Raw genomic sequence first — 23,542 nt, 5'->3', positions numbered from 1 at the left:
TCGACATTGATGCAGTAGAAAAGGTTCGACGATGACAACCAAACTCGACTGCCTGGTAATCGGCGGTGGCCCTGCCGGCCTTACCGCTGCAATATATCTGGGCCGTTTTCGGCGCAATTTCGTCGTCGCGGACGCCGGTGCCAGCCGGGCCCTTTGGATTCCGAAATCACATAATCATGCCGGCTTTCCGGAAGGAGTAACCGGCAGCGAACTGGTGGGCCGTATGCGCTCGCAAGCCGTGAAATATGGAGCGCGTATCGTTTCAGGCACCGTATCCGAACTTGAGCACTTGCCGGACGGAACGTTTGAAGCAACACTCGAAGGCACACAAGTCAGTGCACAAACCGTCCTGCTCGCCACAGGCGTGATCGACAAGGAGCCGGCGCTTCCTAACCTCTTCGATGCGGTTCAGAAAGGCCTCATCCGCCACTGCGGAATTTGTGACGGATACGAAGTGATCGACCACAAAATTGCGGTCATCGGCCATGGCGAAACCGGTCTCGGTGAAGCGCTTTTCCTGAGGACCTACACGGCCGACATCACGCTGTTCTCGCTGGGCGAGCCGCTAAGGCTCGATAGCGCGCAGCGGCAAAAAATGCATGCCGCCGGCATCAAGGCCGTCGAAGAGGCGGTCACGCAAGTCGAAATCGATGAGGGCAAGATCGTTGGGCTCACCATGAACCGTCACGGTACGCTTGCGTTCGATACCCTCTACTCGGCTTTAGGCTGTGCCCCGCGATCATCTCTAGCGGGCGCACTGGGAGCGGCTCTCGATAATCACTGCGTGGTTGCCGACGAGCACCAGCGAAGCACGGTCGCGAACTTTTTCGTTGCGGGAGACGTCGCGAAGGGTGTCGACCAAATCAGCGTCGCAATGGGACACGCTGCTGCCGCAGCAACAGCCATTCATAACTCGCTGCGCGAATAGCCCCTTCGTGGGGCTATCGTCCAGGATCGGTGCCATTATCGTCAGGCCGATCAGGCACGGTGACGGCGCTGCTGCGCGCAGCCACGAAAGTGTGCACCGTCGCCGGACATAAGACCCCGCTCACCAGTGATGGTGATGATGGCCGAAACCGCCGCCGAAACCGAAGCTGATGCCGGGACCGTAGCCATAACCGTATCCCGGACCGTAGGCATAACTAGAATAGCCGGGCTGCACGTAGTAGCGCCGCTGAACATACCGTCGGGAATTGTAGCACCGCCCGTACCTGTCGCAAATGAGGTGAACATTTTCCACGAGCGGTTCGGGCAGCGCAGCGGTGGTCATCTTCGCCAAAGGAAGAGCCGAGGCGGGAGCGCATACCGCAATAGTTAACAGCGCCGCAGCGCCTATGAGCGGAAAACGAGACATAGGATCCTCCCCTCTTTGTAATCGTAGAGAGGAAAGCCGCCACTCCGAAATAAGTTCCCTCAGGCGGTTCGCTTCGCATGGAGGGAACTCCCTCACACGTCTCGCATTGGTTCACGTGATCATCATTAACTCGGAGATGAATATGAACAGGGTGTTGCTCGTTATAGCGTTCGCCTTCGTCAGTTCTGCCGCTGCGGCTGTTGCCCTTCCGGTCGGAAGTCAACCTGGCATGACAAACGCCGGAGCCGAAGTTGTCCAGATTAAGCAAAAGAAGGCCAAAAGCGACGCGAAGAAAATGAAGGGCATGAAGGGCATGGACCATTCCAAGATGAAAATGTGATTCACTTGCTCTCGGAATTCCATCGGGCGCGCCAAATGGCGCGCCCTTATTATATAAAACCGCTGACGCATCGGAATTTATGACGAGAAGACGAACTGATCGCTGCTGTAATTTTAGCCCCTAAACTACTCGCGCCTTGGAGCTATCGCCAAATCTTGGTGACGGCCGGGGCCGGTCAGGCGGCGGCGGTTGCGGGCTGACGATCAATCGGCTTTGCGATGACCTCGATCCCGTTGTTGAATGTCACACCGAGAACGAGTTTTGGCAACTGGTTATGACCGTCGAGACGGCGCCAGCTTTTTTGGGCGCCCTCGATCAGTTTGAAGACCATCGTGAGCGCGGTCCTGTTGGATAGACAGCCCTTCGATCGGATCATGCGGTGGCGCACGGTGGCGAAGGTGCTTTCAATGGGGTTGGTGGTCCGTAAGTGTTTCCAATGCTCGGCCGGGAAGTCGTAGAATGCCAGTAGCGTATCTCGATCCTTGCTCAGGCAGTCGGCCGCCTTGTCGTATTTCAACGCGTAGCTCTCGATGAATGCCTCGAACGCCAGTTCGGCGGCGGCCTTGGTTTCGGCCATCCAGACCTCCTGCAACGCGCGTTTGGCTTTCGGCTGCTGGCTCTTCGGCAACTTGGCGAGCACGTTCGCGGTCTTGTGCACCCAGCCGCGCTGCTCGCGCGTTTTCGGCCAGACCTCACCGGCAGCCTTCCAGAACCCGAGGGCGCCATCGGCGATGACGAGCCGCGGGGGCACGTCGAGCCCGCGCCGCTTCAGATCGAGCAGCAGATCGCGCCAGTCGTGCGCGCTCTCGCGGGCGCCATCGGTGAAGCCGACCAGTTCCTTGCGGCCTTCCGGCGTCGCGCCGATCAGCACGAGGATGCACTGCTTTTCGTCCTCCAGGCGTGCTTCGAGATGGATGCCATCCGCCCAGATGTAAACGTAGCGCTTCGCCGACAGATCGCGCTTCTGCCAAGCGGCTTGTTCGTCGAACCAGCCGTCCTTCAGGCGGCCGATGGCCGATGCCGACAACCCGGCAGCATCATTGCCGAGCAGTGCCGCCAACGCTATACCCTTCAGATAAAGGATCGGCAGCAGCGTCTCGATCGACTTCGACCGGCGCATGTAGGGCGGCAGGATCGACGGCGAGAACCGGATGCGCCCTGGATCGGCGGCGGCGGCTTCGCGGTCACGCACACGCGGCTGGCGGACGGCGACCGGACCGATACCGGTCATCACTTCGCGCTCCGGCAGATGACCGTGGCGGACCACCCGCTGCTGGCCGTCCCCGGTCTTCAAATCTGCATGCTTGTCGAGGAAGTCCGCGACCTCGGCCTCGACCGCCTTGGCAAGCAGCGCACGGGCTCCGTTGCGTAAGATTCCGGTGAGTTGATCGTCGAAGAATCCTGGCTGAATCAGCTTGATAACGTTATCCTGTGGCACGGCATATCGCTCCTTCGGTGGAGAAGTGGAGGCGTCAAGCACCCCCACGATATGCCGCCTTTCCGATTCCCACCGTCACCAACTTTCGGCGATAGCCCCCGCGCCTTGCTGGTTTCTCCTGCACCCTCAGAGCCGGAAGGTGAAATCCGAAGTTCCCTTCCGGCTCTCAAAATTACTCTTCAACCCAGTTCCGACCAGAACCGGCTCTAATCGTGGCGGTCGTCATGGCGATCACCGTGGCGAGTGTCGTGGTGAATGTCGTCGTGATGAGTATCGTGATGGTCATCACGATCTACTCGCACAACCGCATGGTCATCAACAAGACGCCGACTAGCCCGAGAGCGATGAATACTGCCCGGGATTGCGAAATAGAGGGACTTGAAAAGCCACGACAGGAGCCCCGCGGTCCCGGCCGCGCCCAGCGGCGCTGACGAGAACAGGCCCGCCGCAGCACAGCACCGCGAGCATGCGGGCAATTGCACCTATGGTGCGTTCGTTCATGGTGCCACGCCTCTCCGGGCCGGTCCACTCCTGTGGCCGTTCAGAAACAAAGTGCACCCTGTAGTACCTACACGTTCAAGAGGCTTGCGTTCACGATCGCAGGAGCCATCTCCGGAACGTCACGCGCGTCTGCCTGCCGGGAATAGATCGCCTTCAAAACGCTGAAGAGACGCGCGCCGAAGTGCCCGAACTACCTTGCCCAACGTATCGGCGCGCGCGCATCGAACAACGCGTCGATGATGGGACACTTGGGTATTTTCCCGCCCCCGCACTGAGAAGCCATCGTCTCGAGCACGACTTTGAGTTTCTTGAGATCCGCCATCTTTCGGCGGATCGCCTGCACGTGCTCGAGTGCCAACGCTTCAATCTGCCTGCACGTGTAATTGTCGCCATCCACCATTCTGAGCAATTCCCGGATTTCTTCGAGAGTGAAACCCAGATCGCGGCTTCGGAGGACGAAATGCAAGCGTCTGACGAGAGCTTGCCCGTAGAGGCGATGCCCGCCTTGACTGCGAGGCGGCGCCGGTAGGATGCCGATCTGCTCGTAGTACCGGATCGTTTCGATGTTGCAGCCGGTCTGGGCAGCCAGTGCACCGCGAGTCAGGAATTCGTCCCGGTTTGTCGTCTTGCTCCACATAGTATCCGCCTCGAACCTGTAATGACTACAGGTCAGATAGCGCCGACACCCGCCATTGGCAAGGACAACCCACCCCGGGCTGCGCGCGAAGTCGGACCGGAGGGTCCTTTGCGGCATCGCTCGCTGCGGCGAGCGTTTCGCGGAAAAGTGCCATCGCCACGAAATTCGCCCTTGAGCCTGTATTACCTACAGCCACTACGCTCTTCCGAGCTTGCCGAAAACCATCTACGGCACTGACGAAACATAGGAAGTAAATCACGTGATGAAGAGCGCTTCGCAGGGAGCCCCCAATAACACGAAGCCCGCATCGCGCGCTTTGGATCCGAACGCCGGCCGCCAAGCGTTCGACGTTTACTTGAGGCGGCGCGTTCTGACAGAGAATACTCCGGAACTGCAGAGACTGAGTGTCGAGCTCTTCAGATTGCTTGGTTGCGGCGTGCCGGTGACGCGCGAGCAACTCGGCATCGGGTGCGACCTTCCAACGGAACGCATCGACCAGCTTCTGCTCGAATTCCCGCCGACAAACTTTGGATTCGATGAACATGGACAGGTCATTGCATTTGGAGGCCTGAGCCTCGTTCCGACGCACCATCGCTTCCACACGGAAGACGCCGGGCTCTATACCTGGTGCGCTTTTGACGCGCTTTTTCTTCCGGAAATTCTCGGCAAGCCGGCGACCTTGGTCACGCACTGCCCCGGATCCGGGACCCAACTTACCGTCGAGCTGGCACCCGGCCAGTTGCGCTCGACGCCGCCATCCGGCTGCGTGATGTCGATCGTCGCGCCGGATAGCGACGCTTGCTGCGTCAATCTCCGAAGCGCGTTCTGCGACCACGTCAACCTGTTCAAGGACGAACGGACATTCACGGCCTGGTCGCAAGCCCGGCAGGAAGCACATGTAACGCTTCCGGAAGCGCAGATCTTTGCTCGGCAAAGAAACCCGGTGCGGTACCCCGATGTCGACTTGAGCGCCTGACACGCCGCTGAACTGGCATTGATGAAGACGCAGAGGATGCTGTAGGCCAATGAATATGCCGTAGTAGTCCGTCGAGTAGGGTTCAAGCGCAATTTCCTTGAGGCGCCGCCTCACAAAACCGTGTTGGCGGTTCCGAAAGTTCCGCTTGAACCTGTACTTGCTACAGGCCCCATAACACTACAAGGCGTCACGGAGGGCGCAGCACATGGACAAAATAGTGCAACAAAACTTCACTGGCGCAACGCCCTCCTCGCGTGAGGCCGATCGGGGGGATTCGTCGACCCGGACGGCCCGGCTGGCCTCTGTTGGCGGAATTTTGGCGGCGCTGGGCGCGGCATCGTGCTGCGTGGTACCATTTGCTCTTTTCACGCTCGGAATCAGCGGAGCCTGGATCAGCAACCTGACCGCGCTTGAACCCTATCAGCCGATTTTCGCCGTGGTTACCTTCGCCTTCCTCGGTTACGGGTTCTACCTCGTCTATCGCAAGCCCAAGGTGGACTGTGCCGAAGATTCCTACTGCGCCAAGCCGCGTTCCGGACGTACGGCCAAGATCGGCCTTTGGGTCGCCACCGTTCTGGTGATCGTGGCACTCGGCTTTCCAAAAATCGCACCGTTATTTCTTTAGTCTGTTGCCCAATCCAGAATCCAAAAGGAGAGAGATCATGATTCGTATCAGGATCGCCGCCGCTGCCCTCGCCATGGCGCTATCGCCGCTCGTCGCTCAGGCCGCTGAAAAGACTGTTGTCCTCAATGTCGATAACGGCACCTGCGAACTCTGCGCGCCGATCGTCAAGAAGACGCTGTCGCGGGTAAAGGGCGTCACAGCGGTCCAGGTCAAGGAAGCCAACGCGAACGCGAGCGCCGTCGCGACCGTCACCTTCGACGATGCGACCGCCGATGTTCCTACGCTGATCGCAGCGGCCACGAACGCCGGCTACCCCGCACACGTCAAGAACTGAAAAGCCCGTTTGGCTCGCCAAAAAGTAAAGGACGCTTCCGACAGCGGGCGCTCGGCTGGCGAGCCAAACGATTCCAAATAAGGTGGAGCGCCGTCCGTCGGCGAACGCGGCTTTCTCCGATCTAATTCAGTATCAGGAGTTTCACGATGACCGTTGGTGACTGTTGCGCTTCCGACGCGCCGAAAGCGAATGGCGGATATGATCTTGCCGTCATCGGCGCTGGCTCGGCCGGCTTCTCGGCCGCAATTGCCGCAGCGGAGCTTGGCGCCAATGTTGCGCTCGTCGGGCACGGGATGATCGGGGGCACCTGCGTCAATGTAGGCTGCGTCCCGTCGAAAACCATGATCCGTGCAGTCGAGGCAGTTCATCACGCGGAAACCGCATCGCGCTTTGCCGGCATCCGGACGGATGGCGGAATCGCGGACTGGGCCGCGGTCGTGCGGCAGAAGGATGAATTGGTGTCGTCGTTGCGGCAGGCGAAGTATTTCGATCTGCTGCCGAGCTACAACACGGTCGCTTATCGGGAAGGCCGGGCCCGGTTGACAAACGACGGCGTGATGGTGAACGGTGAGCCGATCAAGGTAGGCAAGGTCATCATCGCGACCGGCGCCGCTGCGGCGATGCCATCGATCCCGGGGATCGAAAATGTGCCGTATCTGACGAGCACGACGGCCCTAGAACTCGAGAAACTGCCGAAGTCCCTGCTGGTGATCGGCGGCGGTTACATCGGCTGCGAGCTCGGCCAGATGTTCGCCCGCGCCGGCGTCAAGGTGACGATCGCGGTACGCCGCCGTTTGTTGCCGGATGCGGAGCCGGAAATCAGCACCGCACTGACCAAATATTTCACCGAGGAAGGCATCGCCGTTCGCGAGGGGCTCTCATACCGGGAGATCCAACAAGCGCCGATGGGCATCGCGCTTTTGGTTTCAGCCCATGGCCGCGCCGAGACGATCACGGCCGAGCGTGTCCTCATCACGACCGGACGCCGGCCCAACACCGACGACCTCGGGCTTGCGGAAAGCGGTGTCGAACTTCTTTCGAACGGCGGTATCAACGTCGATGACCGCATGCGCACCTCAAAGCTTGGCGTCTATGCCGCCGGCGACGTCACCGGGCGCGATCAATTTGTCTACATGGCGGCTTACGGCGCCAGGATCGCGGCGGAGAACGCACTCAACGGCAACAGGAAACCCTACGATGCGACCGCCATGCCGGCAGTGGTGTTCACCGATCCGCAAGTTGCCAGCGTTGGCTTGACGGAAGCCGAAGCCGGCGCTCGAGGCTTAAAGGTAAAGACCTCTACTCTCGATCTGAAGTATGTTCCCCGCGCGCTGGCCGCGCGCGACACCCGCGGCCTGATCAAACTGGTCGCCGAGGCAAGTAGCGGACGGCTTCTTGGTGCGCACATCCTTGCGCCCGAGGGAGCAGATAGCATTCAGACCGCGGTGCTCGCGATCAAATGCGGCCTGACGGTCGAGCAACTCGCCGAGACGATCTTCCCCTATCTCACGACAGTCGAGGGATTGAAGCTTGCCGCGCAGACCTTCACTAAGGATGTCGCCAAGCTGTCCTGCTGTGCCTGATAGAGCAGCGCGTCGGCCGGGTCCATCGCAGAACCTGATTGGCGGCGAACCTGTGCGGCTGATCGGCGTGGCCGACATCGGCGCCGGCCGGCCACATAAGTTCACATGGTTGAATACATGATCCGCGGACACGTAAAGCGCGGCACCGGCATCATCAAAATCGGAGTGGATCGTCACCGAGGTTCTGGAACTCAGGATTATCGACGACAAACTCTGGCAGGCGGTGAAAGCGCGTCAGAGCGAGATCGCCGACAAATATGTCAATGTCGTCGAGACGGTGCGTGAGGCACAGTCGAACCGGCTGAACGGCTTGCACCGACCGAAGTCGCTGTTTTCCGGGTTGATCTATTGCGGCGTTTGCGGCGGCCCCTACTCGCTGCGCGGCCAGGACCGCTATGCCTGTGCGGCCCGTGTTACCAACGGCTCCTGCACGAACAGCCGCACGATCGCACAGGCTGACCTTGAGCAGCGCGTGCTCGCCGGCTCCAGGACCGGATGATGGCGCCGCAGATGGCAGCTGAGGCAATACGCGCTTACGCGGAGGAGACGAACGGGCTTAACCGCGAACGCCGCGCTAGTGGCGAGGGTCACCGCTCGGAGTTGGCGAAGATCCAGCGCACCTTGAAGCAAATGCTGAGTGTGATTGAAGGAGGCGGCCACACGCGCGGCATGACCGATCGCATGCGCGAATTGGAGGCCCGCGAGGACGTGCTGAAGGAAACTCTAGCGCAGGTGCCGGCAGATATTCCGGACATCCATCCGAACGTGTCGTGTGTCTATCGGATGAAGGTCGAGCGACTGGCGGAGGCGCTCAACAACCCCGAGGATCGTGGTGAGGCAGCGGAAGCAATCCGGGGGCTGGTTGAGAAAATTACGCTGCGCCCTGGCCCGAACCGCGGCGAAATCGACGCCACCTTACACGGCGAATTGGGCACGATCCTTGGCTGGATCGAAGCGCAAGTCATTGGAAAGACTCGGAAACGCGACACTCCCGCAGCTTTCGCTGCGGGAGTGTCGCGAGCGGGGACAGGATTTGAACCTGGGATTTCACGCAGTGAGTAAGACCTGAAACAATTAGTACGGAGAAGTCGGCGCGATCAGCGTTCTCGTTGCTGAATTCTCACGCGCTCGCCGTTCCGGGCTTGCAGAGCATCACCTTTATCGCCTTCCGATCGATGACGGTCCTGAGCTGGTTCCATGACGGTTGCTCGGCCGAATGAGTGTCCTTGCCCAAGATGGTGTGCGATCCGTTCCCTCGCCGCTTCCATGATGCTGTGACGCGCGCGTAAATCCTTGGGAAACGCGCGCTCCAAGGCTTTCTCGATGATAACCATTTGCGACTGCGCCGTCACCAGATCGGGTTCACGGGCGGCTGTCTGCCGATCTGCCGCGCGAAATTTCTCAGCAGTCACCTGCCAACGATTGCGCGGCATCTGACGCTGTTCGATATGTGCATGCCCACTGGTGGCGTCGATCACCCTGATCTCTTTTGTGACGCGCTCGACACCGTCCCGGCGCACGTGAACGCGATCACCGGGCTTCGCGTTGCTGTCGGCCGTCGCCTTTTCAAGACCCACGCCCCACACTTGATGCTGGCGGCCATTGTCGAGCTCGAGAGCAACATAAGTGGTCGCTTCGGCATCGGTACGATTGCGGTAAGGTGCCTGACCGACCTCGATCAGGCGTCCGGATATGCCCTTGTCGTAGTCAAACTTATCCGCGCGCTCTCCTTTATCGGAAGCCCAACGAGCCTCGACTTCCGGGGTGCCCGAATGGGCCCGGTCCCAGACTTCTCGCCGATCAGCAAGGGTCTGTCGGTCAAGCTCAGTTGGCTGATAACCCTGAACCTCTAGTCCGCGCGCGCCGGCTTCAAGCCAGGCCTCGCGCCGGAATTCCACGGAGCCGCGGACCTGGAGAGAATCCCATTGCCGATGTTGCGCCACGCTGACCATGTCGCGGATCACTTCGGCCGCCGCCAGACGCGTGACCAGGCGGTCGTCGGTGACCTTGAAAGCGAGATACTCGCCGCGCTCGTCGGCATAAAGCCGCGCCTCGCCGGCTGGCCGATCTTTTCCGGGCTCATTGGTCACCACATAATATTTGCGCCGGATACGATCGGGCAGCGCATCGCCACCGACCATCGCGGAGGGTGATTTGTCCGACGTCGTCGCCCGACCCTCGCCTGATTTGTCTGCATTGGGATCGCGACCGGCGCGATCCTGCCGTTTGAGGCTAAAGTCCTCGCCGCCGTCAAGCGTGCCGTTCATGTTGCCGTCCATTCTGCTTCCGGCTTGGCCGTCGCGCCAGTGGGAGGGCCTGAGCGTCGATGTAATTCAAGGTCCAGGCTTTCATGTCGTCCTCGGACAGCCCTTCAAGATCCACATCCACATCGCCGAAATCGAAACTGGCATTTGCGGGAATTGTGGAGGGGTCCGCCACTTCCTCGTCGGTCATTGGGCGAGACCGAAATACCGCGCGGAGCTCGGCGACTTCGGAGCGGAGCTCCTTGATCTCGGCGTCAAGCAGTGCATTCGAACGGCTCCTGGGCAGCTCCGGGACAGGTGCCGGTAGCAGACGTGTGAGGAACGCCTTGTCTTCGTAATATACGATCTTGTCGGCAATGATGGGCGGAACGCCAGTGCCAAGAATGAAGGCCTTGGATTTCGGGAGAAGCTTCAGTTCCTGCGGCAGCATGAGGGCGCGACGATGCTCGGAGACCGTCTCGCTGGTTGAGCGCATCGCAAGCCCTTTCGGTCCGCTGCGGCTGCGCGCTTTCACGGTGTCGTAACCGATCCGCTCCGAAAGTTCATTTGCAACGTCCTGTTCCTTTGGCGCGAACACAACCTCGACGGCGTGATTGGTCATGAAGTTGCGGGCGGCGTCGATCCCATAGATGGCGCGCAGCTGCGACGGACTCTGGACCACGGTGAGGAGGCGGATGCCGTATCCGGCGATGAACGCCACCGATTTCGCCAGCACATTGACATTGCCCAGCGCCGGAAATTCGTCGAGCAGCAGCAGAACCTTGCGATTGAGTTTCGGATTCTGTTCCGGCAGTTCGCGGGTATTGAGATCGACCACTTGCTGAAAAAACAGGTTCAGAAGCGGCGCCATACGGTCGAGATTGTCAGGCGTTACGCCGAGATAGATCGACATCGGCCGTTGCCGCAGCTGCCGCAAATCGAAATCGTTGGTCGAAGTTGCGGCATCGATCCGGGGGTTGAGCCAGAGACCAAGGCGCGCTGTGACGGTCTTGCGCACCGAGTTCATGGTGTTTTCGGAGGCCGCGAGGAAATCGTTCAGCGCCGTGATACAATGTCGCGACAGTGGTGACGGGCCCGACTTGCGAGCGGTGATGAGTTTCTCAAAATGGGACTTGAGGTCGCTGGACGCGGACAGCTGGTGCAGGATCTCGCCGATCGTCAAGGGTAAGCCAGGCGTTTCCGCGACATAGCCGCCGATCGCGACGAAGGCCGAGCGAGCGGCCTCGAACCAGAACGGATCGCCGCGGCTCTCCGCTGGAAACAACATCACAGCGATGCGCTGCAGATCGTCATAGAGATCCGCTGGATCGCTGCGCACATAGCTTAGCGGATTGTAGCGCGCGGTGCGACCGTTCTCCTCAAGCGGATCGAACAGATGGACCTCCTGACCATGGGCCGCCCGAAATCCAGCGGAGCGATCCCAATTCTCCTTCTTGACGTCGAGAACAACGACGGAATCTGGCCAGTTCAGCAAATTGGGAATGACATAGCCGACCCCCTTGCCAGCGCGGGTCGGTGCGTAAACCAGGACGTGTTCGGAGCCTCCGAAACACAGCAGCGCACCGTCCTTGCGTCCGAGCAGGATGCCTTCAGCGGAACGCAAGCCCGCGGCCTTGATCTCCCGCTCTGAGGCAAAGCGCGCGCTGCCATGAAGAGGGAGCGGACGTTGACGGAGGATAGCGCCGAGCATTCCGAACACCACAACGACGCCGGCGAGCGTTGCCAACGTCAGCCAGCGGTCGAATCGCGGGTCGGCGCCGTAACGCGGCCAGCCCGTGGCGATCTCCAACCAGTGGAATCCGCCGTCATGCAGCCGCAACCCGAGCAGCAGAACGTTGGAGGCGACCAGCAGAAAGAGCGCACTGGCACCGAGCGCAAGCGCAGTACCGAGCGCGAACCTAGTGGGCGTGGTCGCGTTTGCGAACGGGGTCATAATAGATTTCCGTGATGCGGTAGCGGCCTTCGCGCTTTTGCATCTGGACCACGACGTCGACCAGAAGCAGCAGCAGCGAACGGATATCGTCGCGATGCAGATCGCGCCCCTCCGCACTTTCCTTCACCAATAGAGTGAGTTGTTCGAAGGCGAGCCGGGCGCTGTCGGCATGAACCGTGGTGATCGATCCTGGATGACCGGAGTTCACATTCCGCAGATAGAAGAAGGCCGTGCCGTCGCGCAGCTCCTGCAGCAGGATGCGGTCGGGCCGCATCCGCAGGCAGGATCCGAGCAGTTCGCGCGGTCCGATCTTGGCAAGACCCTGCCCGTCCTTGGCGTAGAGCAGCCGTACACAGTTTTGATGCGGGATGACAAGCTCGGCGGTATCCTCAATGGTGATGAGTCGCTCGTGCGCCGGGATCGCCGCGATCAACGCCTTCGACAGCGTGGTCTTTCCCGAACCAGTCGCCCCGGAAATGATGATGTTGCGGCGAGTTGAGACGGCAAGCTGTAGAAACTCGCGCCAGGCACCGGCTTCTTTCAGGGCCAGAAGCCGATGTTCGTCGGCGGTGAGTTCGTCATTGGCGACGCGGACCTCATCGAACAGTTTTGCCCGCTCGAAGGCGTCCAGTGTCATTGTCAGCACCGACGGCTTGCGGATCGTCAGACTGACCATGCCGGCCGGGACAGCCGGCGGCACCACGATCTGGCAGCGCTCCTCGCCGATCAAGCTGGTCGAGACCACCGGATGTTCCGGTCCGATGTCCTGACGGGTGTGGCCGGCGGCAGCGGTTGCGAGATGCAGAAGGTAAGCATGGGTGAGTGATGCCGCTTCGTGCCGGCTCCAGCCGCCGGGTCCTTCCACGAAAATCTCGCCAGGACGGTTGACGACGATTTCGGTCAGGGTTTTGTCCGCCAAATATGGGGCCAGCGGCTCCAGGTAGCGCGCCAGCACGAGCCGACCGCCATCGCGTTCGATCGATGTGACCTCGCTCATTTTGTCACCACAGCCGGGGCCACGATGACCCCGGGGACGGTGCGGTCCAAAATCTGCGTACGGCTCTCGATCCGCCGCAATTGATAGACCGAGGAGAAATCCACGTCGCGCGCGACAAAGATATTGACCAATTCGCCCTGGTTTTTGTTCAGCGTCGGCGGGATGTTGATGGACTGCTCAACGGCGATGGCGGCGGCGGTGTTGGTGGCGCCCGTTGTGTTGTTGACCTGGATTGAGCCGTCTTGCAGTTGTTGACGCCCGATCGAAGAAGCGTCGCTGACGATCGACAGCAGCATTGCAGAACCGAATCGCTCCCAGAAATGGGTGTCGAGGTCACCATCAAAACCGGCGCGGCCCAGCGCGTCCGTTGCGGGCGAGGCTAGAGCCGCAATCACCCCGGTCGGCGTTTTGGCCCGCGTCCACAACACGAACATGCGTTTTGAGCCGCGCTTCACATTGCCACGATATTCGCCGACCACTTGGGTGCCCTTTTCCATCAGCACGACGTTGCCGGAATCCGACATCACGTCTCGCATGACGACGCAGGAGACGAAGCCCGCCACGTCCGACGACATCGCCGTCTCCAGCACACACGGGATCGACGTTCCCTGTGTGACCAGCAGGTTGCGATTGGGAAGCCGCGCCGCGCGTACCCCTTCGATTGGCGTAGGCTTGAGCTTGTCGGCAAGGTCATTGCGCGGCTCGCCTCGCCCAAAACTGTAGGGATCGGTACTGATGCTTCCGGTCACGCCGTCACGAGGGGGATGTGCAGCCGACACCGGCCGGTTATAGGCCAATACTGGCGCGCGCCGCGCGCTTTCGAGCATCTGGTCTGGAGCGGGTGCGGATGCCGCTGACACGGCCGCGACCGGAGCGACCGGGATGGACGCCGTGGTAATCGGCGCCGCCGGCGCCTCCTTGACGGGTTCGAACGCCGCAGCCTGCCGGATCATGAGCTTACGGGCGGAATCGGTGACCGGCTTGTCGCCTTTCCAGGTCCCCCAGATGATCAGAAACGCGAACGCGGTAAGCGCCAGCGCGCCGAAGCCGCGCTTGAGCATCGCCGTTCGACCGTTATCCCCTCCTCCCACGGGAGTAATGCCACGGTCATCGGGCAGCGCCTCATTTTGAATCTCGGTCATATCGCGCCGCCTATCGTGACTTTGGGGATGGAGGTGACTTCCTCGCCCGCCGCTCGATCGACGGGCTGGTGGTGTTGGTGCCTGGATTGACACCGACCGCGTCAAAGGCCTCGTTGAAGATGCAAAGTACGTCGTTGCCTTTGCGCAACCGAAACTGCTTCGCCGTGGCATGGACCACCACGAGTTCGCCGCGGACATCCTTCGGCACCAGACTCTCAGAACCGTCCGAGTTGATCAGGTAGATCGCCGGAATTTCGCGGTTGCCCGCAAAGCGGAATGTGGTCTCTTTGCCGTCATCGAACACGGTTTCCGGCTCGAGATCGATCGAGCCCTGCGCCGAAAACCGCCAGTTGCGCGCCCCATAGGCATGGTGCAGATCAAACGTTTGCTCGATCAGGGCGCCTTCGCGCTCGGCGCCGCGGGCTGCGGCGTCGGTGCGCCGGCGCTCAATCTCGTCACCGGGATAGGCGAAGCGAACCACGAAATAGCTGTCCGCCAGCGTGGTTTCGGCGATCGACAGCTCGAACTGGTACGAGCGCTTGCGGCCGTCGGGGCGGGTGGTCACAACCTGCAGATTGGTCGGCGGATGCTTTTCGCGCGGCTTGAGGAACAGGATCGAACCCGCAGGCGCGACTTCCCATGCGACCGCGTCGCCGATCGCGACATGCGCCACCTCCTCATCATCCGCGAACACGACCTGGGTCGAGGCGCGAATCACGCCGTTGAGGCGGACTACGTTGGCCGGGTCGTAGGTTACCGTTCGAACGCGCGCATCGCGTTGCCCTGGAGACGGTTGTTGCAAGGCCATAACAGGACTCGCAATGCCAAGCACCAATATCATCAAAAGAGCAAGACGTTTCATGGCACGACCTCCGGATCGGCGCGATATTCCGAAACCAGAAAGCCGAGCGGATTGATGAGCCGGTCGGCGGAGGACATCGGCGCGTTGGCATAGGAAAACGTCAGGGTCGAGACCCAATGGGTGACGCGGGTTTCCTCGCCCTTACGGCTCTCCTTCATGAAACGCACGGATGCGACGTTGTCGGCCAGAAGCGATATCGCCTTGATGCGCACCGTGGCGATGCCGAAACGGCCTTGCACGACCTGCGGGCTTTCGGGATTGGAGCCGCGATACCAGGCCGCGAAACGGGCCTGTTCGCCCTGCCCCGACAGTAGCGATATCGTGCGAAAGTTGGTTTCGGCCTCCGGGTAGCTATAGCCCTCTCGTGCCCGAACATAACGCCCGAGGAAATACTTGGTGACCGCCTCGTCGTATCGAGACGATGTGGATGTGAGCGCGGAGACCGTCTCGACGATGCCGGTGGCATTATCGACCCGGATCACGAACGGCTCGACGGTTTTAAGCGGTGCAAGGGCTGCGACCGCGCCGACAGAGGCGACCGCCAAGGCACAAGCACCCGCTGCGATCACCCAGGCTACTCGCCGCGAGCGATGGGCGGACAACAACAGATCCTGCTCCCATCGCCGTGCGTTCTCGAAATAGGTTTTCAGATCATCCTGACGAACCATCTCATGTCTCCTTGCCGCACGGGCGGTAGGACGAGGCTATGTCGGTCCCGTCGCCTGGTGCGAAGCTCAGGGCCAAGTGGGTCGCTGGGGCTGGTGGGCTGCTGTCGCCTTTGCGCATTATCGGTGCGGATGGCGTGATAGGCGGCTCAGGCGCGGCCAAAGGCGTGCCGGTTTCCCAGTCCCATAACGAACGATTGAGCGGCCGCCGGGCCAGACCGTCACAGGAGGGTGGTGCCTTGGACCAGATCGCGCAGCCTCCAAGCTGCATCCCGATCACGCACACAATTGAGAGTCGGTACCACATTCTTCTTATGCCCCTGATTTCCCTGGTCGGCCTGATGCCGGCGATGTCGTTTGGTCGTCTAGGCGGCCGGTGCCCCCTGCGATCGAGTGCGCCGCATGCTGCCGCCCTGACGGCTGGCCCGCATGGCCGCGAGACCGCGACTGGCCGCCCCGCGCGCGCCGGCATAGGCGCCGCCGGCTGCGGCCGTGGTATTGGCGATTAGCGGGCTCGTCACCAGCCGGCTTGCGAGTGACGCGCCACCCCCGGCGAGACCGCCAGCGATGACCGGCAGTTGAAGCGCGATGTAACCGGAGAGACCGAGCACCGCACTGATAGCGACCGCAGCCACCACCATCTCGCCGGCTGTTCCGGCGTTTGCCGCAAACCTGTCGATGAAGCCGCTGACGGTGGTTAACATCAGCCCGACGAGGGCGACCACCAGCACCAATAGGATCACGAAGTTCGCGACCTGTCGGAGCCAGGCCTCTGTAAACGGGCGGGTCGCCTCAAATAGTCCCAGCGCAATGAATACCGGGCCGAGCGCGATCACGACCCCGAGACCCACTTTGGCGTAGAGCAGAATGGCGAATTGCAGGAACGAACCGACGGCCACAAAGACCAGGAGAATGGCAGCAATCAGTGCGGGTGCGATGTTGGTCAGGCCGGCCTGGTCGTAGATCTTGTTAGCAACGTCAATCCCTTTGGACAGAAGCTGATCGAACGGAGCGCCGGAACTGGTATTCAGTCCAGACCCCGCCAAAGCATTGCCGATCTCCTTCGGCAAAGAGTCGAAGAACAATCCCGTTACGTACTGTTGGAACGTGCTCGAGTTCGTCGCTAACAGCACCACAACCACGATCCGCATTGCGCGCCAGGCAAACTCCATGATTGGCTCAGAAATCGCGCCCCGCATCACCGCGAAACCGTAAAGGATGACGTAGAGCATCACGGCGGCGCGCAGCGGACCATCGATGTAGGAAGCGAGATTCGATACCGAGGTCGACACGAATGCCGTGATCGGTTGCTCGAACTCTTTCAAGAAGCTGTCGAAGACGTTAACGGCCATCGCGGCGATCCTTATTTCAGGGCGTCTTTCATTTCTTGGACGGTGACCTTGTTGCGGGCTTCATTGGCGTTGACGCAATTTGGCGTCTTTGCGAGTTCTCCCGGGTTGTCGCGGCACGCCTTGAGAGCCACCGCAAGCTCGTCGCGATGTTCGAAAAACCAACCGACTGTTTTCGGTGGATGACTGGTGTCGGCCTCGTTGCAGCCCGTGAGGCTGATTGTCGCGGCGAGCAACAGTAGAATAAAAGTCGTCTTTCTCATTGTAGGGCTGCCTTGATCTCATCGACCAGTTGTCGCTGTTTCTCCCGCTCCCGCTGTCCATCCATGTCCACGCGAGCCTGCTGGATCATCGCCAGACCCTGCATCCGCAGCACGTCATTCTGCAGGAGCGCCTGTTCGGCCTGCAGTCGCGCCGACAGATCCAAGATCTCCTTGACGTCGGTCGCCGAGCTGATGCGAGTTCTCAGTTCTTCGAGTGCATCGATACGCTGCGAAGCGGTGTCGTAGACTGCCTGGCCCATGGAGTGCTTGGCGCCGGTCTGCCGGGCAATCCGGTCGAGCTCGCTCTGGTAATATGAATTGCCGCTGTTGCCCGCATATGCGCGGTTTTGCGAGAGATACTGATTGATTGAGTTTGCGAAGTTGCCGCTGCCCTGCCCCGCCACCAGCTTTTCGATATCGGAAAACTGTTGCGGCAGAACTTTACGAAACTGCGGTGTGTTCAATAGTGCGCCAATGTCGTTGGTATTGGTCAGCTTGTTGAAGCTGTCATAGAGCTGCTTGGCCTGGTTCAACTGATCCTGCGCCACCTTGAGCTGCGATGTCAGCGTATCGACTTGCTTCTTCAGTTCCGTCAGTTGCTCAAATTGCCGCGCAAAGACGTTAGGATCGAACACAATCTCAGCTCCTGCAGGTGATGCCATCAGGAGACTCACGACTGACACGGACGCGAACATCACCGACATGCGCTGATGCATCATCGAACTTTCCCCCGCTCTGCGTGAAATACCGGCAGCCATTGGGCCGGATCGTCGCCGACCTCCTGCCGAATGCGATCGAGCAGTTCGACTGTTTCCGTCCGTCCCGACAACACGGCGAGCGCGTCGTCGAATCCGCCGAGATCCAGTTCCGCCACCACCGAGTTGTGACCCTGTTTGACGAGGAAGCGGCGGCTTTCGGGCGCGAGTTCTTCCCTGATCAGGCGGAACTCGGTGTCCGTGAGGTGGAAGCCGTCGACATAGTCGGATCGCGTTCCCCGCGCATTCGGCAGGAAAATCTGGGTAGGGCATTGTTCGACAATGGTGTGTGCGATTGGGGAGGCCAGCGCATCCCGGGGGGATTGGGTACCGAACACCATGACACCGTTCTGTTTCCGGATGGTTTTGAGCTTGTTGTTGGCGAGATCTCGAAACGCCTCGTCTCCCAGCGCCTTCCAGAATTCGTCGATGTCGATGATCAAGCGCCGGCCGTCGATCAGACGTTCGACCCTGTGGAACAAGTACATCATCAGCGGTGTCCGGACGGTCGGGTGATCGAGCAGATCGGTCATGTCGAAGCCGATGGAACGGGCGTCGAGGCCGATGGCGTCCTGGTCGCCATCGAGCACCCAGCCGTAGGGAGCGCCGCGGCACCATCGCTCGAGCCGGGCACCAATCCCCTCGCGATCCTGTTGACCGAGAAAGGCGCGCAATGCGCCGAACGAACGCTCCTCCTGCCGGAGCTGGTTAAGCGCGCGCAACCCGGAATCGATCCGCTCCTCCTCGGCGACGGTCAGCGGGCGGTTGTCGGGTGTGACCAGCTTTCGGACCAGTTCGCCCAGAAAGGAGAGGTTCGCCGGAGTAAGCTCCAGCGCCTTGAGCGGCGCACAGCCGGTTGGGACGCCGTTGCGGAGCGTCAGATAAGTGCCGCCGGCAGCACGGATGAAAATCTCGGCGCCGCGGTCTTTGTCGAAGAACACATAAGTTGCGCCGAGCCGCTCGGCCTGCGACAGCAGGAAATTCTGAACAACGGTTTTACCTGATCCCGACGGGCCGCAGATGAAGGTATTGCCGAGGTCGCCGTGATGAAATGAAAAGTAGAACGGCGAACCGGAAGCGGTCTTGAGCATCGCAACCGCCGGTCCCCAATGATTGCCGTCTGGCTTTCCGACGGGATAGGTGTGGAACGGGGAGAATGCTGCGAAATTGCGGGAGCTGATCGCGCCGGCGCGGGCCCGGTATTTGAATAGTCCAGGAAGCTGCGCCCAATAGGCTGCCTCAAGCCCAAGATCTTCGCGCGCGACCACGGCGCCCGCGTCCGCCAGCGCGCGACGCGCCACGCTCATGTGCCCCTGCAACTGCGAAGCCGTATCAGCTGACAGGAGCAGCGAGAGGTGATGATCACCGAGGGCAAATCGATTGGATTCGAGATCGTCAAGCGCGTCCGAGAGTTCGTCGATCTGCGAGGCCGCAGGATCCTGAGCCGAGACGAGCTGGTTCTGCTTGCGCGTCAGAACCGTCTTGGCGTCGGCCTTCGACAGAAAGGCAAAAGATTGTGTAAGGATGAGTTCAAAGGGAGCTGAGAGTAGTGCGTTCAGCAGACCCGGCCGGGTGGACGCCGGATATTCCTTGATCCCGAACATGCCCGCGAAGCGTGATCCGCCAGCGCTGCGTATTTCGAGGGCTTCTCGGCCGAAGATGATGCGATTCGAGTAGAGCGCCGGCCCGATCGGTCCTTGCGGCAATGGCATTGGCATCCACTCGCCGGAGGTGACGGCGTGGAGCAGTTCCATTGGTTCTGAAAACACGATGCCGTCGCGATCGACCAAGCCGACGACACGAGCATCGTAACGCTCGAGTGCCGCTACCACGTCGCGCTTGGCATCGTCGAGCCGTTTCAAGGCTTCGCTGTCAACCTCGACGGAACGCCGGCTGGCACGACCGAGCCGCTTGAAGAACGCTGCCGCCGCGTCCGTCGTCGCGCGGCCGGGATGCCATACCAGCGTGAGGTAGAGGTCGTTGCGAAACAGCGCTTCGCTCCGAAGCCGCTCGCGATATTGCGCATCCAGCGCGGCCGAAAATGTCGAGCTGAAGGTGCCGCTCGGGTAATCCGATGTCTGGCGACGAACCAGATAAGACCATAGCGCCAGCCGGTCGTCGGCGATATTGCGTAGCGTGAGGTTGAGTTTGGCATGAAGATCATTCAGATCGACCGCCTCAGCCGTCTCAAATGAGATGCCGTCGATCCGGATCACCGTGATCAAGGCGCGGGTCGAGAGGCTAATCACTGTATCGGTCACGTGCCGGGCGAACGGCAAATAGATATCGGACTCGATCTCGCGAGCTTTCGCCGCTGCGTTACGCATAACCAAAATCCCTCGCTCGATAACGCCGAACCAGCTTCAGCGGCGTGCAGGACGATCCGCCCCAGAACAGGGCGTTGCGCGTGCGGCCCCGGGTCTCGATCCAGGCGAGCAAAATCCGGAACATGTTGGGATCGTGCCGGCAGATAATCCGACAGAGGCCGTGGATCGGAAGCGCGACCAGGCCGTACAAAATGCTCCCGGCCACCAGGAACAGGATGCAGGAGAACATCACGTTCAGCGCCATCGCCTCCATCGTGACGCCGGCGATCATGGCCGGACGCGTGCAGGCGAGGAATAAAGTGTCCTCGGTGAGACGCATGGGCTCAGTCATGGGTGACCACCATCTTCATCGACCCCCGGTCAAGGTCGAGACTACCTCGGAGGCGCCGAACGTAATGGCGACGCCAAGCACGACGTAGGCGGCCTTGCGCAGATCGAGATAACCAAACATCCAGGCGATGCCGACGATGATGACCGCCAGTGTCGCCAGCAGCCGCGCGACGTTGCCGGTCAACATGGTAACGATGTTCTGCAGCACGCCTTCGATATTCGCGGTCTGCGCCAGCGCCGGTTCGGCCAGTCCGATGCTGACAACGAGACCGATGCAAAGAAGTGCGGCGGATTTCTTGAGACGAGAGGGCATGTGAAGAGTTCCTAGGAGTGTTGCGGCCGGACCAGGCCGGCTCGAACGTGTGGTTGGAGATTGAGCAAACGAGTCACCGCCCATACACAAAGGCTGACATGCCGAGACCTGCGCGATAGACGTCCCAGCTTGGGCGCTCCCTGGCGAGATCGGTACTGGAGGATAAGTTCGCAGCGGGTTCGTCGGCAGGAGGTTGCGAGGGCGCGCGTGACCCTACCTGGGGCATGGTGGGCTTGTCCTTCATCGCAAAGCTCTTGATAGCGTCGAATGCCGCTTTGTGAGAACCGCCTCTGTCCTCAATCGCCGTTTGAAATCGGACCTGAAACAATCGGCCGAGGCCTGCCACATGTTGGCAAGCGTCGAACGTCGTGGCTATCGTGAGACCTGCCAGCTTCATCTCTTCGCGATCGAGTTGACCAAGGCCAATTCGAACGGGCTTGCCCGTCGCCGCCGCTTCCGTCGCAAGCTGGATCGCCTCATTTCGGTCGGTAGCCTGAAGGCGGATCGGCTTGCGCTCGCCAAGGGTGATCAAAAAGGGTTCGAACGAACTCGCTTGTTGTACGATCGCGGTCAAAGGCGCGGCCATGGCAGGCGATGCACATCGTTCAACAAGGGTAGCGAATGCGGCGGGATCCACTTCAGCCTCCGATCAGGAATAAAATCGACGCTTGCGCTTAGGCAGCGAAAGCGAAAGACGCCGGAGTTTCGATGACTGGTTTGGAAATATTGCCTGCCGTCCGGATTGCTGCGAGAGCATCATCGGTTACCGGCAACAGACCGGCGACGGCTTTGGTGGCTCCGATCTGGCGAGGCTCGCCGAGGCGATCGAGACTCCACCCGGCCCGGCGCAGGATACGCTCCATTCGCAGATCAGTGACGGTCGCGATCGCCTGAAGGTCGTTTTGCTGACCCCATTCAATCATCGCCGCAAACAGCAGGAACGTTGCTTCCCTCAAGCCATTCTCGGCTGTGGCCGCCACATTCTGTGTATCGACGCAGAAACGTGAGCTTTCCCAAATTCTGGGGTTTGTTGGCGCAGCCCGGCCGTCCAACAAGACCGGAAACGTATCCGCCAGCATATTGCGCCCGGTGGTCGGCAGCAGGCGGACACAACCGACAACGTCCCGCCTATCAATACCCAACAGATAGGTCGGCGACAGCACGTCGTATTGATCGACCTCAAGTCCATCCGACACCGAAACTTCCCATTCCAACCGGTCTTGAAAGACGCGCCGTCGCAGACCGTGCATCCCGAGCGCCAGTGCGGAATTCCTCAAAAGCGCAGGACGCGTGAGTGCGATGACATTCATTCTTGATCTCCAGCTGCGAATCACAGGTTCGAGATCCACGAAATCAGGAGCGGTCACCGCTTGAAGCTGTCAGTTTCGACAGGGGTGTGGGGAACACCGGCCTGCCCCAAAGCCGCCGTAAGGTCGCCGTAGACGGCGCACACGCAGGGCGCGAGTTTCGACGTAGTCGCGTCCTGTCGCGTTAGAATAGATATAAACTTGATTGAGAGGCGCCATGAAAGATGTCCAAAGGGCCTGCCATGAATTTGTCGATTGTCTTCACACGGCGCGCACCGAAGATGATTTCCGTCGCGTGGCGGAGCGGACCGCGCATGCATTGGGATTCCGGTGGTTTGCTTATTTCGGGCGCCGTTCGGATGCCCCCAATCTGATCTCGTCCTATCCGAAAAGTTGGACCGATCACTACTTCGATGAACAATACGATGAGATCGATCCTGTTCTGCAGAAGCCCCTCACCCCATGCCGGGTGTTTCAATGGGACGGACGAGCTGCGCGATCTGCGAAATCCGCCCGAGAACGCCGTCTGTTTGACGATGCGCTCAGTTTCAAGATCAGGACAGGTTTGACGGTTCGGATTCCCGGCGGCAACGGACAATCCGCAGCGTTTACGCTGGCGGTAGATGACCGGAGCCTTGGACTCGACCGTTTTGTTGAGACCTCCCAGGATCTCTTGCAAATGATCGGCCTTACCTACCATGCGCATGTGAGCGCCAGGATGGGACGAGCCTCGTTGAACGATCAGACGGGCACCGCGCTGACGCAGCGGGAACGGCAGTGCCTTGCATGGATATCTCAGGGTAAAACGATGCAAGACATTGCATCACTTCTCGACGTCACACCGCGGGGTGTGAAGTTCCATCTCGACAACGCGCGGCGAAATCTTGCCGCATTGTCCCTTCCCCACGCCGTTGCGCTTGCGATTCGTCAGGGGTTATTGCCGTAAGCTATGCGTGGGTCTGGGTCATTGGCCGATCTCCGGCGCCTGCATCAATTTGGCCCACAGGATGTGCCGCTCACCGTTGTTGCGCATGCCCCCATTATCTGTGTTTGCGGGTTCGTCGAGAGAGCAATTGGGCGTCCCCCCTCGGGGGCCGGGCTGGCGGCTGCGCTGAAGCCCCGCATGCGGGTCTTCCCCCTCGCGGGCGGCCATCCCTGACGCGAGCGGTTGCTTGACCCAATAGCCGCGAAGGCTGCCCTGATCTGGCGAATCGATTGGTTTTACCTGCGTTGGCGCTACACTTCTC

27 protein-coding genes are annotated in these 23,542 nt (G+C 60.5%); 10 read left to right on the top strand and 17 right to left on the bottom strand.

Annotated elements, in window-relative coordinates; translation table 11 throughout:
• Positions 1-31: 31 nt before the first annotated feature.
• Positions 32-928, top strand: a complete 897-nt coding sequence (locus ACTUWL_RS35640) for an NAD(P)/FAD-dependent oxidoreductase (protein WP_021078684.1) — start codon at positions 32-34, stop codon at positions 926-928.
• Between the two features lie 120 nt (positions 929-1,048).
• Here the strand turns inward: ACTUWL_RS35640 and ACTUWL_RS35635 are convergent, their stop codons facing one another.
• Positions 1,049-1,354, bottom strand: coding sequence for a hypothetical protein (locus ACTUWL_RS35635; protein ID WP_021078683.1), 306 nt, complete (start codon positions 1,352-1,354; stop codon positions 1,049-1,051).
• A gap of 142 nt (positions 1,355-1,496) precedes the next feature.
• Here ACTUWL_RS35635 and ACTUWL_RS35630 point away from each other — a divergent pair, with 142 nt between their 5' ends.
• Complete coding sequence (locus ACTUWL_RS35630) at positions 1,497-1,694, top strand: hypothetical protein (protein ID WP_021078682.1); 198 nt, start codon at positions 1,497-1,499, stop codon at positions 1,692-1,694.
• 175 nt (positions 1,695-1,869) lie between these two features.
• On the opposite strand, the gene ACTUWL_RS35625 is transcribed toward ACTUWL_RS35630, so the two are convergent.
• Entirely contained in the window at positions 1,870-3,132 is a 1,263-nt protein-coding gene (locus ACTUWL_RS35625; RefSeq protein ID WP_021078681.1) for an IS256 family transposase, read from the bottom strand.
• 224 nt (positions 3,133-3,356) lie between these two features.
• On the opposite strand from ACTUWL_RS35625, the gene ACTUWL_RS35620 reads away from it, so the two are divergent.
• Positions 3,357-3,563: a hypothetical protein gene (locus tag ACTUWL_RS35620; protein ID WP_021078680.1), complete on the top strand. Its 207-nt coding sequence runs from the start codon at positions 3,357-3,359 to the stop codon at positions 3,561-3,563.
• A 260-nt stretch (positions 3,564-3,823) separates the two neighbouring features.
• On the opposite strand, the gene ACTUWL_RS35615 is transcribed toward ACTUWL_RS35620, so the two are convergent.
• Positions 3,824-4,270 carry a MerR family transcriptional regulator gene (locus ACTUWL_RS35615; protein ID WP_021078679.1) on the bottom strand — a complete coding sequence of 149 codons (447 nt, stop codon included), beginning with the start codon at positions 4,268-4,270 and terminating at the stop codon, positions 3,824-3,826.
• A gap of 262 nt (positions 4,271-4,532) precedes the next feature.
• Between ACTUWL_RS35615 and merB the strand changes: the two genes are divergently transcribed.
• The 6 genes from merB (at position 4,533) to ACTUWL_RS35585 (ending at position 8,850) form a co-directional block, all read left to right on the top strand.
• Positions 4,533-5,246: an organomercurial lyase gene (merB, locus tag ACTUWL_RS35610; protein WP_106940472.1), complete on the top strand. Its 714-nt coding sequence runs from the start codon at positions 4,533-4,535 to the stop codon at positions 5,244-5,246.
• Between the two features lie 205 nt (positions 5,247-5,451).
• On the top strand, positions 5,452-5,871 hold the full coding sequence (locus ACTUWL_RS35605; protein ID WP_021078677.1) for a mercuric transporter MerT family protein: 420 nt from the start codon (positions 5,452-5,454) through the stop codon (positions 5,869-5,871).
• Positions 5,872-5,908: 37 nt separating this feature from the next.
• Positions 5,909-6,205 (top strand): heavy-metal-associated domain-containing protein, encoded by a 297-nt coding sequence (locus tag ACTUWL_RS35600; RefSeq protein ID WP_021078676.1) that lies wholly within the window; start codon positions 5,909-5,911, stop codon positions 6,203-6,205.
• A gap of 146 nt (positions 6,206-6,351) precedes the next feature.
• Complete coding sequence (gene merA / locus ACTUWL_RS35595) at positions 6,352-7,788, top strand: mercury(II) reductase (RefSeq protein WP_021078675.1); 1,437 nt, start codon at positions 6,352-6,354, stop codon at positions 7,786-7,788.
• 223 nt (positions 7,789-8,011) lie between these two features.
• Positions 8,012-8,287, top strand: a complete 276-nt coding sequence (locus tag ACTUWL_RS35590; protein WP_021078674.1) for a recombinase zinc beta ribbon domain-containing protein — start codon at positions 8,012-8,014, stop codon at positions 8,285-8,287.
• Positions 8,287-8,850, top strand: a complete 564-nt coding sequence (locus tag ACTUWL_RS35585; RefSeq protein ID WP_021078673.1) for a hypothetical protein — start codon at positions 8,287-8,289, stop codon at positions 8,848-8,850. The genes ACTUWL_RS35590 and ACTUWL_RS35585 overlap by 1 nt, the downstream gene beginning before the upstream one ends.
• A gap of 35 nt (positions 8,851-8,885) precedes the next feature.
• Here the strand turns inward: ACTUWL_RS35585 and ACTUWL_RS35580 are convergent, their stop codons facing one another.
• The 14 genes from ACTUWL_RS35580 to ACTUWL_RS35515 form a co-directional block, all read right to left on the bottom strand.
• Positions 8,886-10,067, bottom strand: coding sequence for an LPD7 domain-containing protein (locus tag ACTUWL_RS35580; protein WP_021078672.1), 1,182 nt, complete (start codon positions 10,065-10,067; stop codon positions 8,886-8,888).
• Positions 10,039-11,985, bottom strand: a complete 1,947-nt coding sequence (locus ACTUWL_RS35575) for a type IV secretory system conjugative DNA transfer family protein (RefSeq protein WP_021078671.1) — start codon at positions 11,983-11,985, stop codon at positions 10,039-10,041. The genes ACTUWL_RS35580 and ACTUWL_RS35575 overlap by 29 nt, the downstream gene beginning before the upstream one ends.
• The gene (gene virB11 / locus ACTUWL_RS35570) at positions 11,951-12,982 is read right to left on the bottom strand and encodes a P-type DNA transfer ATPase VirB11 (protein ID WP_021078670.1); all 1,032 of its coding nucleotides are present in this window, start codon (positions 12,980-12,982) and stop codon (positions 11,951-11,953) included. The genes ACTUWL_RS35575 and virB11 overlap by 35 nt, the downstream gene beginning before the upstream one ends.
• The gene (gene virB10 / locus ACTUWL_RS35565; protein WP_021078669.1) at positions 12,979-14,124 is read right to left on the bottom strand and encodes a type IV secretion system protein VirB10; all 1,146 of its coding nucleotides are present in this window, start codon (positions 14,122-14,124) and stop codon (positions 12,979-12,981) included. Before virB10 ends, virB11 begins: the two co-directional genes overlap by 4 nt.
• A gap of 10 nt (positions 14,125-14,134) precedes the next feature.
• Positions 14,135-14,986, bottom strand: a complete 852-nt coding sequence (virB9, locus tag ACTUWL_RS35560) for a P-type conjugative transfer protein VirB9 (RefSeq protein WP_021078668.1) — start codon at positions 14,984-14,986, stop codon at positions 14,135-14,137.
• Positions 14,983-15,654 carry a virB8 family protein gene (locus ACTUWL_RS35555; protein WP_021078667.1) on the bottom strand — a complete coding sequence of 224 codons (672 nt, stop codon included), beginning with the start codon at positions 15,652-15,654 and terminating at the stop codon, positions 14,983-14,985. The genes virB9 and ACTUWL_RS35555 overlap by 4 nt, the downstream gene beginning before the upstream one ends.
• Positions 15,655-16,016: 362 nt before the next feature.
• Complete coding sequence (locus tag ACTUWL_RS35550; protein WP_021078666.1) at positions 16,017-17,003, bottom strand: type IV secretion system protein; 987 nt, start codon at positions 17,001-17,003, stop codon at positions 16,017-16,019.
• 11 nt (positions 17,004-17,014) lie between these two features.
• On the bottom strand, positions 17,015-17,263 hold the full coding sequence (locus ACTUWL_RS35545; RefSeq protein ID WP_021078665.1) for an EexN family lipoprotein: 249 nt from the start codon (positions 17,261-17,263) through the stop codon (positions 17,015-17,017).
• A complete protein-coding gene (gene virB5 / locus ACTUWL_RS35540; protein ID WP_021078664.1) occupies positions 17,260-17,982 on the bottom strand; it encodes a P-type DNA transfer protein VirB5 in 723 nt (240 codons plus the stop codon). The genes ACTUWL_RS35545 and virB5 overlap by 4 nt, the downstream gene beginning before the upstream one ends.
• Entirely contained in the window at positions 17,979-20,345 is a 2,367-nt protein-coding gene (locus ACTUWL_RS35535) for a VirB4 family type IV secretion/conjugal transfer ATPase (protein WP_021078663.1), read from the bottom strand. The genes virB5 and ACTUWL_RS35535 overlap by 4 nt, the downstream gene beginning before the upstream one ends.
• A complete protein-coding gene (locus ACTUWL_RS35530; protein WP_021078662.1) occupies positions 20,338-20,676 on the bottom strand; it encodes a type IV secretion system protein VirB3 in 339 nt (112 codons plus the stop codon). The genes ACTUWL_RS35535 and ACTUWL_RS35530 overlap by 8 nt, the downstream gene beginning before the upstream one ends.
• Positions 20,677-20,691: 15 nt before the next feature.
• A complete protein-coding gene (locus ACTUWL_RS35525) occupies positions 20,692-20,988 on the bottom strand; it encodes a TrbC/VirB2 family protein (RefSeq protein ID WP_021078661.1) in 297 nt (98 codons plus the stop codon).
• Positions 20,989-21,061: 73 nt separating this feature from the next.
• Positions 21,062-21,625, bottom strand: a complete 564-nt coding sequence (locus ACTUWL_RS35520; RefSeq protein WP_035651158.1) for a type IV secretion protein — start codon at positions 21,623-21,625, stop codon at positions 21,062-21,064.
• Between the two features lie 37 nt (positions 21,626-21,662).
• Entirely contained in the window at positions 21,663-22,298 is a 636-nt protein-coding gene (locus ACTUWL_RS35515) for an acyl-homoserine-lactone synthase (RefSeq protein WP_021078660.1), read from the bottom strand.
• A 214-nt stretch (positions 22,299-22,512) separates the two neighbouring features.
• On the opposite strand from ACTUWL_RS35515, the gene ACTUWL_RS35510 reads away from it, so the two are divergent.
• Positions 22,513-23,241, top strand: coding sequence for an autoinducer binding domain-containing protein (locus ACTUWL_RS35510; protein WP_021078659.1), 729 nt, complete (start codon positions 22,513-22,515; stop codon positions 23,239-23,241).
• The last annotated feature ends 301 nt before the right edge of the window (positions 23,242-23,542 follow it).

The organism is Bradyrhizobium sp. WCU1, from assembly GCF_053474805.1.
The sequence above is the reverse complement of the archived record's forward strand: the minus strand, read 5'-3'. Positions and strand labels throughout refer to the sequence as shown.

Excerpts from the sequence above, each read along its gene's own strand:
- ACTUWL_RS35640 (WP_021078684.1), top strand. The coding sequence starts at position 32 with ATGACAACCAAACTCGACTGCCTGGTAATCGGCGGTGGCCCTGCCGGC.
- ACTUWL_RS35635 (WP_021078683.1), bottom strand. The coding sequence starts at position 1,354 with ATGTCTCGTTTTCCGCTCATAGGCGCTGCGGCGCTGTTAACTATTGCG.
- ACTUWL_RS35630 (WP_021078682.1), top strand. The coding sequence starts at position 1,497 with ATGAACAGGGTGTTGCTCGTTATAGCGTTCGCCTTCGTCAGTTCTGCC.
- ACTUWL_RS35620 (WP_021078680.1), top strand. The coding sequence starts at position 3,357 with ATGGCGATCACCGTGGCGAGTGTCGTGGTGAATGTCGTCGTGATGAGT.
- ACTUWL_RS35615 (WP_021078679.1), bottom strand. The coding sequence starts at position 4,270 with ATGTGGAGCAAGACGACAAACCGGGACGAATTCCTGACTCGCGGTGCA.
- merB (WP_106940472.1), top strand. The coding sequence starts at position 4,533 with ATGAAGAGCGCTTCGCAGGGAGCCCCCAATAACACGAAGCCCGCATCG.
- ACTUWL_RS35605 (WP_021078677.1), top strand. The coding sequence starts at position 5,452 with ATGGACAAAATAGTGCAACAAAACTTCACTGGCGCAACGCCCTCCTCG.
- ACTUWL_RS35600 (WP_021078676.1), top strand. The coding sequence starts at position 5,909 with ATGATTCGTATCAGGATCGCCGCCGCTGCCCTCGCCATGGCGCTATCG.
- merA (WP_021078675.1), top strand. The coding sequence starts at position 6,352 with ATGACCGTTGGTGACTGTTGCGCTTCCGACGCGCCGAAAGCGAATGGC.
- ACTUWL_RS35585 (WP_021078673.1), top strand. The coding sequence starts at position 8,287 with ATGGCGCCGCAGATGGCAGCTGAGGCAATACGCGCTTACGCGGAGGAG.
- ACTUWL_RS35580 (WP_021078672.1), bottom strand. The coding sequence starts at position 10,067 with ATGGACGGCAACATGAACGGCACGCTTGACGGCGGCGAGGACTTTAGC.
- ACTUWL_RS35575 (WP_021078671.1), bottom strand. The coding sequence starts at position 11,985 with ATGACCCCGTTCGCAAACGCGACCACGCCCACTAGGTTCGCGCTCGGT.
- virB11 (WP_021078670.1), bottom strand. The coding sequence starts at position 12,982 with ATGAGCGAGGTCACATCGATCGAACGCGATGGCGGTCGGCTCGTGCTG.
- virB10 (WP_021078669.1), bottom strand. The coding sequence starts at position 14,124 with ATGACCGAGATTCAAAATGAGGCGCTGCCCGATGACCGTGGCATTACT.
- virB9 (WP_021078668.1), bottom strand. The coding sequence starts at position 14,986 with ATGAAACGTCTTGCTCTTTTGATGATATTGGTGCTTGGCATTGCGAGT.
- ACTUWL_RS35555 (WP_021078667.1), bottom strand. The coding sequence starts at position 15,654 with ATGGTTCGTCAGGATGATCTGAAAACCTATTTCGAGAACGCACGGCGA.
- ACTUWL_RS35550 (WP_021078666.1), bottom strand. The coding sequence starts at position 17,003 with ATGGCCGTTAACGTCTTCGACAGCTTCTTGAAAGAGTTCGAGCAACCG.
- ACTUWL_RS35545 (WP_021078665.1), bottom strand. The coding sequence starts at position 17,263 with ATGAGAAAGACGACTTTTATTCTACTGTTGCTCGCCGCGACAATCAGC.
- virB5 (WP_021078664.1), bottom strand. The coding sequence starts at position 17,982 with ATGATGCATCAGCGCATGTCGGTGATGTTCGCGTCCGTGTCAGTCGTG.
- ACTUWL_RS35535 (WP_021078663.1), bottom strand. The coding sequence starts at position 20,345 with ATGCGTAACGCAGCGGCGAAAGCTCGCGAGATCGAGTCCGATATCTAT.
- ACTUWL_RS35530 (WP_021078662.1), bottom strand. The coding sequence starts at position 20,676 with ATGACTGAGCCCATGCGTCTCACCGAGGACACTTTATTCCTCGCCTGC.
- ACTUWL_RS35525 (WP_021078661.1), bottom strand. The coding sequence starts at position 20,988 with ATGCCCTCTCGTCTCAAGAAATCCGCCGCACTTCTTTGCATCGGTCTC.
- ACTUWL_RS35515 (WP_021078660.1), bottom strand. The coding sequence starts at position 22,298 with ATGAATGTCATCGCACTCACGCGTCCTGCGCTTTTGAGGAATTCCGCA.
- ACTUWL_RS35510 (WP_021078659.1), top strand. The coding sequence starts at position 22,513 with ATGAAAGATGTCCAAAGGGCCTGCCATGAATTTGTCGATTGTCTTCAC.